The sequence below is a fragment of the Peteryoungia rhizophila genome (genome assembly GCF_004912145.1).
GTDB classification, from domain to species: domain Bacteria; phylum Pseudomonadota; class Alphaproteobacteria; order Rhizobiales; family Rhizobiaceae; genus Allorhizobium; species Allorhizobium rhizophilum.
The window spans coordinates 578,113-590,010 of the sequence record NZ_STGT01000001.1 but is presented as its reverse complement, the minus strand read 5'-3'; the positions used below and the strand labels follow the sequence as shown (position 1 = coordinate 590,010).

Here is an 11,898-nt window from a genome sequence, read left to right as displayed (position 1 = left end):
CCCCCCTCACACGTTGAGCAGAAGGAATTCGCGTTCCCACGGGCTGATCACCTGCATGAAGGTCTCGAACTCGCCGCGCTTCACGCCGGCATAGAGGCCGACGAATTCCGCACCGAACACCTCGTTGAAGTCGGCCTCACCCTCGAGCAGGGCGACCGCCTCGAGAAGGCCGCGTGGAAGATCCACGGACCCTTCGTTGGCAGATCCTTCAGCAGCAGCCGTCGGCTCGATTTCCTTCATGATCCCGAGATAACCGCAGGCAAGCGAAGCCGCGAGCGCGAGATAGGGATTGGCATCCGAACTCGGCAGCCGGTTTTCGACACGACGGGCGGCAGCATCCGAAACCGGCACGCGGAAGGCCGTCGTGCGGTTGTCGTAACCCCAGGCATTGTTGACGGGGGCGGCCATGTCGGGCGTCAGGCGGCGATAGGAGTTGACGTAAGGCGCCAGCATCACCAGCGAGCTCGGCACGTATTTCTGCATGCCGCCGATGAAGTGGAAGAACTCGGGCGAGGCAGAGCCGTCGGGATTGGAGAAGATGTTCTTGCCCGTCTTGGCATCGACCACCGACTGGTGGATGTGCATTGCCGAGCCCGGCTGGCCCTGCATGGGCTTGGCCATGAAGGTCGCGTAGATCCCGTGTTTCAGCGCCGCCTCGCGGATCGTGCGCTTGAACATGAAGACCTGGTCGGCAAGCTCGATCGGATTGCCATGGCGCAGGTTGATTTCGAGCTGGGCCGGGCCTTCCTCGTGGATCAGGGTGTCGATCTCCAGCCCCTGCTTTTCCGAGAAGTGGTAGATGTCGTCGATCAACTCGTCGAACTCGTTGATGGCGGCGATCGAATAACCCTGGCCGCCGATGATCGATCGGCCGGAACGACCTTTCGGCGGATGCAGCGGATAGTCCGGGTCGTCATTCATCGCGACGAGATAGAACTCGATCTCAGGCGCGACGACAGGTTTCCAGCCCTTTTCGTCATAGAGGCGCAGGACGTTCTTCAGAACGTTACGCGGAGTGTAGGAAACGTTTTTGCCATCGACATCGACGATGTCGCAGATCACCTGCGCCGTCGGGTCGGTCTCCCAGGGCACGACCGACAACGTCGAGAGGTCAGGCAAAAGCTTGAGGTCGCTGTCGCGCGGCTCGTAGCGGAAATTCTCTGTCTCGTCGGGATATTCGCCGGAGATGGTGTGACGATAGAGTGCCGACGGCAGCGCAAGCGACGTGTTCGACGTGAACTTCGACGACGGCATCATCTTGCCGCGCGCAACGCCAGCGAGGTCGGGCGTGATGCATTCGATGTCCTCGATGCCGCGGGCCCGAAGCCAGGTTGCCGCTTCCTTCCAGTTCGAGACGCCGCGCTTCGATCCAGGATCCGGCGGGATCACCGCTTTTTTGGAAGGAGCGTTCTGGGATCTCATCATGGACTTCTTCGCGGGCATGTCTCACCGGTTGGTTGTTAATGAGGGCCATCATAGCCAGACTTTGGCCTTTGGCGAGGGGGACGCGTTGACTTTGATCATAAGTTTGTCGAGACAGACGACAGATCCCCGGGAGCAACGCCATGGCCAGCAAGTACGACGTCGCCATCATCGGAGCCGGTGCCGCCGGCATGATGGCGGCCTTTACAGCTGGCAGGCGCGGCCGCTCGGTCGTCGTGCTCGACCATGCCAAGGCGCCGGGTGAAAAAATCCGCATCTCCGGCGGCGGACGCTGCAACTTCACCAACATCCATGCCACGCCGAAGAATTACATCTCGCAGAACCCGCATTTCGCCAAGTCGGCGCTGGCCCGCTACACACCTTCCGATTTCATTGCCATGGTCGACCGCCACAAGATCGCCTGGCACGAAAAGACGCTTGGCCAGCTCTTCTGCGACGACAGCGCCAAGGACATCATCCGCATGCTGCTGGAGGAGATGCGCGCGGTCCATGTCGACCTGAAACTCTCCAGCGAGACCTCCGGAGTTGAGAAGGGTCCGGACGGTTTCCGCCTCTCCACGAGCGAAGGCCCGATCCTCGCGACAAGCCTCGTGGTCGCCTGCGGCGGCAAGTCGATCCCCAAGATGGGGGCGACCGGCTTCGCCTATCGCATTGCCGAGCAGTTCGGCCTGCCTGTCACCGAGACCCGCCCTGCGCTCGTCCCGCTCACGCTCGATCCCAATCTCTTGGGCGAGCTTTCGGAACTCTCTGGTGTCGCCGTCGAGGCAGATGTCGCCTGTGGCAAGACTCGCTTCCGGGAAGCACTACTTTTCACCCATCGTGGGCTCTCCGGCCCCACGATCCTGCAGATCTCGAGCTATTGGCGCGAGGGCGACGAGATCCTCCTCACGCTTGAGCCCGATGTGGATTTCCTTGAGACGCTGAAGGCGGCCAAGCGCGAAAATGGACGCCAGCAGGTGCAGACGGTGCTTTCCCAGCACCTGCCGAAACGTCTTGCCCAATATCTTGCGGATGCCGCCAAGCTCGAACGCCCGCTTGCCGACCTGCCCGACAAGGCGTTGGCCCAGCTTGCCGAGCGTATCCGCCGCTGGCCGATCAAGCCGGCGGGTTCGGAAGGCTACCGCACGGCCGAAGTGACCCTCGGCGGCGTGGACACCGATGCGCTCGATAGCCGCAGCATGCAGTCCAAGACAGTGCCGGGGCTCTACTTCATCGGAGAATGCGTTGACGTCACCGGTTGGCTCGGCGGCTATAATTTTCAGTGGGCCTGGGCGTCTGGACATGCCGCGGGCGAAAACCTCTGAAAAAGCTCCCGTTTCGGACAAGCTTCTCCCTGTAATTCAGGACTTGTTAACATGCGTCGGCCATCCTGCCTGAATGCCGGTGTGACATCCTTCAATGTCGCGACATGAGGTCTTGGCCGGCAACTGCCCGAAAGGGCATGATCTTCCCTGGCCGCATCAAGGACCGCGCCCCATGAACCATGAGACCCGCAAGCCCCGCGCCATTGCCGTCACCCGTGCCCGTGACGAGGAGCGTGCCCGCCTTCGCCATCTGAGCATCGTCTGCCTCTATGCCGCCAGCGCACTTGCCGCCCTTGCGATCGGTCTCCTCGGCTGATCCAAGCCTCCTGACGCCCGGGACTGTGGCAGGCGCCTGATCCGCCTGCCTTTCGCTCGCTCATCGCTGCGCCTTGCTATCTCCCGTGCCGCGGCACTTTTTCTCCCTGACTTCCCGAGCCTGCCCCGCGTCCGCACACCCGTGGAACCCTTTAACTCGGTCTTGAGACTTTTACTGCAACTCTTGTTCCCGGAGTGGAGTGTAGACGGCAAAGACAATAGTCGCAGCCGTCCAGTTTTTTATGAGGCGGGAGCAGCGATGCCCGGCCTTCTTTTGGAGGGACAATGTTGATCGATCATATTCTGTCGCGGTTTTCGATTTCGACCAAGGTGATGGCATTCGTGCTTCCATTCGTCCTGTCGATTACTGCGGTCGGTCTCATGGGCCTCTATGCCTCGGGCCTCCTCCAGCAGCGCATGGAAATCTCCAATGGCACGATGCGGTCGCTGAACGGCTTCCGCAACGTGAACGCCGCGATGACCCGCTTCCTCGACGAAACCTCTGAGGAGACACGCGGCGCGGTCGTCGGTGAACTGTCGGCGCAACAGGCGACACTCAACCAGAACTTGTCCGAAATCGGCGCCGACGGCATGGGCCGCAACTTCCTCGACGAGGCGATTGCAGGCACGGGCGCGGTCAACGAAAAGATCGATGTCCTCTGGCAGCTTTACCAGTCCGAGGTCGCGCTGGACGCCTCAATCCAGGAACACCTGAAGGGCCTGATGGCGCAGCAGATCCGGGTCGCCGACGAGGCCCAGAAGCTGCAGCGTGCCGTGCTCGGTGGCGAAAACGACGCGAAGGGTGCTTTGAAGGAGGCCGAGCGTCTTTCGGCTGGCGCCAAGCATCTGGCCGAAGTCACCAAGGGATATTTCAGCGCGGGAACGCCGGAAGAGCAGTTCCCCTATCTGCAGACGCAGCTGCCGGAACTCGTGAAGACCCAGCGCAAGATCGCAAACGCCCTGCCGGCCGAAAACAAGGACATGGGCAAGACGTTCCTCGCATCGATCAATGAGCTGAAGAAACTGGTCGCAACCGGCGACCTGAGCCTCGAGAACGGACGCGCCGTGGGATCGGTTGTCGCGCGCTTCCGAGGCTTCCAAGAAATCCTGGCTGCGGGCGCCGCCACGAAATACAGCGACTCCGTCCAGAAGTTCGCTGCAGTAGAGACCGGCGCGGTCCAGGCCGCCGACATCCTGGTCGGCAGCCGCACTCTGGTTGCCGATGTCTACGACCTGCGCATCATGACGGCGACCTTCCTCAACGTGAAGGACGACAAGACCCGCGAACCGGTCCTGCGTCAGATCAAGCTGATCGGCGATAATCTCGCAGTGCTCGGCGGCAGCATTTCCGACAAAGCCTTTTACGACAGCCTGACGGGCGCCATCACCCCGCTTCTGGCGGCGCTGACGGCTGACACCGAAGCACTGGTGAAGGCAAGCGCCGATCGCAGCGCGAGCTTTGCCGAAGCCAGCCGCACCATGGATACCATCTGGATGTCACTGACGTCCTTTGCCGACCTGCAGAAGGATGTCGCCGGCACCGAGCGTCAGGAAGCGAACCGCCTTTCGATCGGTACCACCATTGCCGGCGTGCTTCTCGCCATCATCGGCGGCTTCGCGCTCGTGGTTACCCTCCAGCGCCCGATTGCTCGCATCACCTCGTCGATGCAGCGTCTGGCCGAAGGGGATCTCGAGGCCGGCATCGTCGGCGATAAACGCGGCGACGAGATCGGTGCCATGGCGCGCGCGCTCGCCGTCTTCAAGACCAATGCCCATACCAAGCTCGAAATCGAATCCGAACGTCAGCGCGAGCAGCAGGAAGCAGAGGCCGAACGCCGTCGCAACGACGAGGAAAAGCAGGCCCTCGACCAGGAGATCGAACACGCCGTCGGCAAGCTCGCCCAGGCGCTCGAACGGCTCGCCAATGGCGACATTTCCTTCGAGATCGAAGGCCGCTTCCATGGCCGTCTGGAACAGCTGCGCAACGACTTCAACCTGTCGCTCTCTCGCCTTCGCGACACCATGCACCAGATCTCCGGTAACGTTGATCAGATCCAGAACAACGGCCGCCAGATGGCCCAGTCGGCACTTGATCTCGCCCGCCGAACCGAACAGCAGGCCGCTTCTCTGGAAGAAACCGCGGCCGCCGTCGATGAAATCACCGCCGCCGTCCGTTCGTCCTCCGAGCGGGCCGAAACGGTCAATGGTGTCGTCCGCGAAGCCAAGAAGAATGCCGACGAATCCGCCGTCGTTGTCGGCAGCGCGATTTCGGCCATGGGCCGCATCGAGGACGCCTCGCGCCAGATCTCCAACATCATCGGCGTGATCGACGAGATCGCCTTCCAGACCAACCTGCTCGCCCTGAACGCCGGCGTCGAGGCCGCCCGTGCCGGTGAAGCCGGCAAAGGTTTTGCCGTGGTGGCTCAGGAAGTTCGCGAACTCGCCCAGCGGTCAGCCAATGCCGCAAAGGAGATCAAGGCCCTCATCAACCGCTCTGCGGAAGAAGTCGCCAGCGGCTCCACGCATGTTCAACAGACGGGCACGGTGCTCTCGCGTATCGGCGGGCAGATCGCGACGATCAGCGAACATATCGAGATGATCGCCGAGACCAGTCGCGAGCAGTCCGGCGCCCTGCATGAGGTCAACGGCGCCGTCGGCCGCATGGATCAGATGACCCAGCAGAATGCCGCCATGGTGGAAGAGGCGACCGCCGCCACCCAGGATCTGTCGGCGCAGACGGACCAGCTGCGCGATCTCCTGCAGCAGTTCAGGATCGAGGCGGATCGTCAGCGTCCCGTGGGCCGCGCCGCCTGAGACGAGACTTTCTGACAGCAACAAAGCCCGGCGCCGCGCGCCGGGCTTTGTTGCATCAGGCTTCAGCCGTCCGCGTCGCCGGGCTTGCTTGGCCGCTTGTGCAGCGCGCCCCATCTTCGCTGAGCTTCAGCCGAGCGAAGAAGGCTTTGCACCGGCGCGAGAGGCGGTGCCACGGCGCTTCGCAGAACTGGGCGTAGAACTCATCCTCGGATAGCTGGTCAGGTTTCCCGACCTTTTTTTGAAGCGCGATGATGGCAAGGGCAGCATAAGTTTCGTGCATGACGGATCTCCTGAGATTGATGCCGTCTTCCCTTTTATCCTCCGAATATGGATGCATGAACAGCCAACAACGTGCTATGTCTTTCAGCCATGAAAGACATAGCCTGGGATGCCTATCAGCTTTTTCTCGCGGTCGCCCGTCAAGGCGGCTTGACCGCAGCCGCCGAAGTAACCGGCCTCAGTGCCGCGACGCTCGGGCGCCGCATGGTCGAGCTCGAGCAGGCGCTGGGTCGTGAGCTCTTCCTGCGCAGTCAGACCGGCTATCGCCTGACCGGCGACGGTAGCCAGTTGCTGGAGCATCTGATCGAACTGGAAGCTGGCAGCAAGCGTGTGGAAGAATGGCGTCGCGGCAAGGCCGGACAGTCCCTCGTGCGGATCAGTCTCGGGACGTGGATCGCCTGGCTGCTCTGCCAGAACATGTCCGTGATCCGCACCCCGCGCGACGAATTCCGCATCGATCTCCATGTTGCCGAACAGCGCGCCAGGCTCGCGCACCGGGAGAGCGATATCGGCATTCGTGCCTTCGAGCCCGAGGAGCCCAACCTCGCGGCGATACAGGCAGGTGAGGTCGCCTATGCTGCCTATCGGGCGCGCAACAGGGACTGGATCGGTCCGGAACCTTGGATTGCAGTGGACGATGAAAATGCCGTATCGGCCTATCTCCGCTGGCCGCGCCAGAATGCGTCGGAGCGGATTGTCGCGACCGTCAACCGGCCGAGGTCCCTGCGGGATCTGGTCCGCGCCGGGGCAGGGCTCGGTGTGCTGCCCTGTTTCGTCGGAGATCTCGATCCGACGCTGGAACGGGTCGGCGAGGACATACCCGAGCTGCGCCATCGCCAGTGGATCGTGATGAACAACGACGATCGCCACAGAACCGACATTCGGCTGGTCGCGAACCGGCTTGAAAAACTTCTCAAGTCTCACCGGGACATACTGGCCGGCAAACGGCCAAGCACGCGCGGCTGACACGTCCGGAATGCAGAAAAACCCGCACGGCGATCTTGCCTCCTCCCCGGAGGCGATCGTCGTGCGGGAGCCGGTCCGGAGGTCAGGGGCCGGACGAGGGATAGATTTGTGACTCAGGCAGCCTGATGGTTGCCCTGGGTCACGATGACGGGGATCAGCAGATCACCCCAGTTTCCGTCGCCGCCATGGTGGCGGGCGGAGCGAACGAGTTCGACCGAGACGCCGGCATCGACAGCTTTCATGATCGAATGGTTGAGCCGGTGCAGGTCGTTGGCCAGCATGCGGATCATCGCCTGCTGATCGGAGCTCATGGCCGAGGACTGTTCTTCGGCGCGTTCCTTGACTCGGGTCTGGGGTGTCATGGCATTTCTCCTCTTGGTGTCAGGGGTTTTTGAAACGTTGATCTCGTAAAGCTCGGCCCCTCATCCGGCTGCCGCCACCTTCTCCCCGCAAGCGGGGAGAAGACGTATTCGGAGGCCTCGGTCTTGGGGCTCTCCCTCTCCCCGCTTGCGGGGAGAGGGTAGGGTGAGGGGCGATTGCTTCGGATTACTCCGCCGCCGGGCGGAACTGCTCGGTTTCGGTCGATTCCTTCATCGCGGTTGTCGAGGACTGGCCGGCAGTGATGGCAAGCGACACGGCGTCGAAATAGCCGGTGCCGACTTCGCGCTGGTGCTTGGTCGCGGTGTAACCGTTGACCTCAGCTGCGAATTCCGCCTCCTGCAGCTCCGAATAGGCCGCCATCTGGCGATCCTTGTAGCCCCGCGCCAGTTCGAACATCCCGTAGTTCAGCTGGTGGAAGCCGGCGAGCGTGATGAACTGGAACTTGTAGCCCATCGCACCGAGTTCCCGCTGGAACTTGGCAATCGTCGCGTCGTCGAGGTGCTTCTTCCAGTTGAAGGAGGGCGAGCAGTTGTAGGCGAGCTTCTTGCCCGGATGGACCTTGTGCACGGCTTCGGCGAACTTGCGGGCCTGTTCGAGATCTGGCTTGCCGGTCTCCATCCAGATCATGTCGCAGTAAGGAGCGTAGGCGATCGCACGTGCAATGCAGGGCTCGATGCCGTTCTTGACCTGGTAGAAGCCTTCCGCCGTGCGGCCGGCATCGTAGTCGACGAAGGGCCGGTCGCGCTCGTCGATGTCGGAGGTGAGCAGCTTTGCAGCTTCCGCATCGGTACGGGCAACGATCAGCGTCGGGACACCCATGATGTCGGCGGCAAGACGAGCGGCCGTTAGGTTGCGGATATGGGCTTGGGTCGGGATCAGAACCTTGCCGCCCAGATGGCCGCACTTCTTTTCCGACGCGAGCTGATCTTCGAAGTGAACGCCTGCAGCGCCGGCTTCGATGAAGGCCTTCATGATCTCAAAGGCATTGAGCGGTCCGCCGAAGCCGGCTTCCGCGTCGGCGACGATCGGCGCGAACCAGGTGTCGACCGAAAGGCCTTTGCCCTCCTGGGTTTCGATCTGGTCGGCACGCTGCAGCGTCTTGTTGATGCGCTTGGCGAGTTCCGGTGCAGCATTGGCCGGATAGAGGGACTGGTCAGGATACATCGACGAGGCGGTGTTGGCGTCGGCGGCAACCTGCCAGCCGGAGAGGTAGATCGCCTTCAGGCCGGCGCGGACCATCTGCATGGCCTGGTTGCCGGACAGCGCGCCGAGCGCGTTGATGTAGGGCTCCTCGTTGATCAGCTGCCAGAGGCGGTTCGCGCCCATTTCGGCCAGCGTATGCTTGATCTCGACCGAGCCGCGCAGGCGCTGCACGTCCGCTGCAGTGTAGGGGCGATCGATGCCGTCATAGCGGCCCTTTGGGGCGTTTGGAACGAGATTGTAAAATTCAGTCATGTCATGTCTCCCTGTCACTGCTAGGCGCTGACCAAGTGAAGTCTTTCGGGTCTGCTTGGTCGCTTGCGATGTGACTATATTTACATCGCACTGCAAAATACGACCAGAAAATTCGATAAAACAACGACATGAAAGAGGTTAGGCTGTCTTGTCTTTGACAGCGCACACGTGTAAATTTGTAAATTCAGTCACAGCGGATCAGGCGTCGAACGCGACAAATCTTGTAAAGGAGCTGTAAATTGGCAGAGCGCAAGATCTTCGCAGGCCCCCGTGTCCGCCGCATTCGCAATGGCCTTGGCCTCACCCAGACGGCCATGGCCGAGGCGCTGGAAATCTCTCCCTCTTACCTCAATCTGATCGAGCGCAATCAGCGCCCTCTCACGGTCCAGCTGCTGCTCAAGCTCGCTTCCGTCTACAAGGTCGATCTGGACGAGCTCCAGGGTGAGGCGGGCGGCTCGACGAGCCAATTGCGCGAGGTCTTCGCCGATCCGCTCTTGTCGGGCGAACTCCCCGGCGATCAGGAGCTGATCGAAGTGGCGGAGGCCGCACCCAATGCCGCGAGCGGCATCATCAAGCTCTATAGGGCTTATCGCGAGCAGGCCGCACGGCTCTCCGATCTCGCCGATCTCCTCGCCCGCGAGGGACACGAAACCTCTCTGTCCGGCGCACGACTGCCGATCGACGAGGTCTGCGAAGTCTTCGAGCGCCGGCCGAACTATTTCGCCCGGCTCGACGAGGCGGCCGAGACCTTTCATGCCGGCCTCGGCCTGTCGCCGGGCGATGATCTGGCTGTTGCCCTCAAGGCCTGGCTGCGCTCGACCCACGGCGTCGTGGTCCGCGCGCTGCCCGTTCAGACCATGCCTTCGCTCCGTCGCCGCTACGACCGCCACTCGATGCGTCTGTTCCTGTCCGAACGGTTGTCACCCTTCGACCAGTTGCGGGAAGTGGCGATGGAGGTGGTGCTTCTCGCCCTTGGCGAAGACGTGCAGGCCGAGCTCGAGGCTCTCGAACTTTCGTCGGGCGAAGCGCGGCGCATCGCCCGCTTCGAGCTGGCGCGGTACACCGCGCATGCCCTGATGATGCCTTACGGCGCCTTTCTTTCGGCTGCCATCCGAGCCCGCTATGACATCGACGTGCTGCGTGCCCGCTTCAATGTCTCCTTCGAGCAGGCCGCGAACCGGCTGACCATGTTGCAGCGCCCGGGTGCAGCAGGTGTGCCCTTTTTCATGATGGAGATCGACAACGCCGGAAACCGTTTCCGTCGAGCGGGCGCGACAGGCTTCCCACAGGCGAAGTTCGGCGGCGCCTGTCCCAAGCTCAATGTGCATTCCGCCTTCGCCCAGCCGGGCCAGGTCTTGGTCGAGCAGGTCGAGATGCCGGATGGCAGCGCCTTTCTCACCTTGTCGCGAACGCTGGAGGGCCCCCAGGCAAGCTTCGGTGAGCGCATCCGCAGGACGGCGCTCCTCATCGGCTGTGATGCATCGAGCCGTGAAGATGTCGCCTATGCGGCAGCGCTACCCGACCGAACGGTGGCGCCGGTCGCCATCGGGCCGGCCTGTCGTCTTTGTGAGCGCTCCGGCTGTCTCGCCCGTGCAGAACCCCCGCTGACCCGCCCGCTCGGCCTCGACGAGATGGTCACGGGGCTGTCGGCGTTCGATTTCCAATGAAACGATTTCACCCGATAAAGCATTCGCGACTGCGAAGAATTTCGCTTGTCGCCCGTCCAATTCCTTTCTAGTCTCTTAAAAAATAACGGGAATGGCATCGGGAGCACCTTGCTCCCCTAAGCTGGAACAGGAGAAAAAATGAAGGCTCATTTCATCCGTACGGCGTCGGTAGCCCTGGCGACGATCTTCATCGCATCGGCTGTCCAGGCGCAGGAACGCGTCGTGAATGTCTACAACTGGTCGGACTATATCGACGAGTCGGTGCTCGCGGATTTCACCAAGGAAACCGGCATCAAGGTTGTCTATGACGTCTTCGATTCCAACGAGCTGCTCGAGACCAAGCTGCTGGCCGGCGGCTCGGGTTATGACGTCGTCGTGCCGACGGCCCCTTTCCTCGCGCGCCAGATCCAGGCCGGCGTCTTCCAGAAGCTCGACAAGGCGAAGCTGACCAACGTGTCGAACCTTTGGCCGATGGTCTCGGAGCGTCTGGCGAAATACGATCCCGGCAATGAATACGCCATCAACTACATGTGGGGCACGACCGGCATTGGCTACAATGTCGCCAAGGTCAAGGAAGCACTGGGCGCCGATTTCACCGTCGATAGCTGGGATGCGATCTTCAAGCCGGAAAATGCCGAAAAGCTCAAGACCTGCGGCATCAACATCCTCGATGCATCAGACGAGACCTTCGCAATCGCGATGAACTACATCGGCAAGGATCCCGACAGCAAGGAAGCTGCAGACCTGGAGGCGGGCGGCGAAGTTTACATGAAGATCCGCCCTTCGGTGCGCACCTTCAACTCCTCCGCCTATATCGATGATCTTGCCAATGGCGACGTCTGCGTGACCATCGGCTGGTCCGGCGATATCCTGCAGGCAAAGGCCCGCGCCGAAGAAGCCAACAACGGCGTCGAGATCAACTACGTGATCCCGAAGGAAGGCACTTATATGTGGTTCGACAACATGGCGATCCCCGCGGATGCCAAGAATGTCGCCGAAGCGCATGAGTTCATCAACTTCCTGATGCGCCCTGACGTGATCGCGAAGGCTTCCAACTATGTCCAGTATGCCAATGGCAACCTGGCCTCCCAGGAACTGCTCGATGCCGAGGTCAAGGACAATCCGGCCGTCTATCCGCCGGAAGACGTCATGGCGAAACTTTTCACCATCTCGCCTTACGGCCCGCGCGAACAACGCGTGCTGAACCGGGTCTGGACGACGATCAAGACCGGTAACTGACAAAACCAAAATCGCCGGGCGCCCCAAACGCCCGG

General features: G+C 61.8%; 10 protein-coding genes. 6 read left to right on the top strand and 4 right to left on the bottom strand.

The window, feature by feature from the left end; all coding sequences use genetic code 11:
• Positions 1-6: 6 nt before the first annotated feature.
• Positions 7-1,443, bottom strand: coding sequence for a glutamine synthetase family protein (locus E9677_RS02745; RefSeq protein ID WP_136556554.1), 1,437 nt, complete (start codon positions 1,441-1,443; stop codon positions 7-9).
• 122 nt (positions 1,444-1,565) lie between these two features.
• On the opposite strand from E9677_RS02745, the gene E9677_RS02740 reads away from it, so the two are divergent.
• From E9677_RS02740 to E9677_RS02735, 3 genes are all read left to right on the top strand, one after another.
• Positions 1,566-2,747: a BaiN/RdsA family NAD(P)/FAD-dependent oxidoreductase gene (locus tag E9677_RS02740; protein WP_136556553.1), complete on the top strand. Its 1,182-nt coding sequence runs from the start codon at positions 1,566-1,568 to the stop codon at positions 2,745-2,747.
• A gap of 172 nt (positions 2,748-2,919) precedes the next feature.
• Complete coding sequence (locus E9677_RS25105; protein ID WP_168801100.1) at positions 2,920-3,063, top strand: hypothetical protein; 144 nt, start codon at positions 2,920-2,922, stop codon at positions 3,061-3,063.
• A gap of 284 nt (positions 3,064-3,347) precedes the next feature.
• Positions 3,348-5,876, top strand: coding sequence for a methyl-accepting chemotaxis protein (locus E9677_RS02735; RefSeq protein ID WP_136556552.1), 2,529 nt, complete (start codon positions 3,348-3,350; stop codon positions 5,874-5,876).
• Positions 5,877-5,931: 55 nt separating this feature from the next.
• On the opposite strand, the gene E9677_RS02730 is transcribed toward E9677_RS02735, so the two are convergent.
• Positions 5,932-6,156 carry a hypothetical protein gene (locus tag E9677_RS02730; protein WP_136556551.1) on the bottom strand — a complete coding sequence of 75 codons (225 nt, stop codon included), beginning with the start codon at positions 6,154-6,156 and terminating at the stop codon, positions 5,932-5,934.
• Between the two features lie 89 nt (positions 6,157-6,245).
• On the opposite strand from E9677_RS02730, the gene E9677_RS02725 reads away from it, so the two are divergent.
• Positions 6,246-7,121, top strand: a complete 876-nt coding sequence (locus E9677_RS02725; RefSeq protein ID WP_136556550.1) for a LysR family transcriptional regulator — start codon at positions 6,246-6,248, stop codon at positions 7,119-7,121.
• Between the two features lie 113 nt (positions 7,122-7,234).
• Here E9677_RS02725 and E9677_RS02720 read toward each other — a convergent pair whose 3' ends face one another.
• Together E9677_RS02720 and aceA are read right to left on the bottom strand one after the other, a co-directional pair.
• Positions 7,235-7,483: an SMc00767 family acetate metabolism repressor gene (locus E9677_RS02720; protein ID WP_136556549.1), complete on the bottom strand. Its 249-nt coding sequence runs from the start codon at positions 7,481-7,483 to the stop codon at positions 7,235-7,237.
• Positions 7,484-7,667: 184 nt separating this feature from the next.
• Positions 7,668-8,957: an isocitrate lyase gene (aceA, locus tag E9677_RS02715; protein ID WP_136556548.1), complete on the bottom strand. Its 1,290-nt coding sequence runs from the start codon at positions 8,955-8,957 to the stop codon at positions 7,668-7,670.
• A gap of 239 nt (positions 8,958-9,196) precedes the next feature.
• Here aceA and E9677_RS02710 point away from each other — a divergent pair, with 239 nt between their 5' ends.
• Positions 9,197-10,624 carry a helix-turn-helix domain-containing protein gene (locus E9677_RS02710; protein ID WP_136556547.1) on the top strand — a complete coding sequence of 476 codons (1,428 nt, stop codon included), beginning with the start codon at positions 9,197-9,199 and terminating at the stop codon, positions 10,622-10,624.
• 138 nt (positions 10,625-10,762) lie between these two features.
• Positions 10,763-11,863: a polyamine ABC transporter substrate-binding protein gene (locus E9677_RS02705; RefSeq protein ID WP_136556546.1), complete on the top strand. Its 1,101-nt coding sequence runs from the start codon at positions 10,763-10,765 to the stop codon at positions 11,861-11,863.
• Positions 11,864-11,898 lie beyond the last annotated feature (35 nt).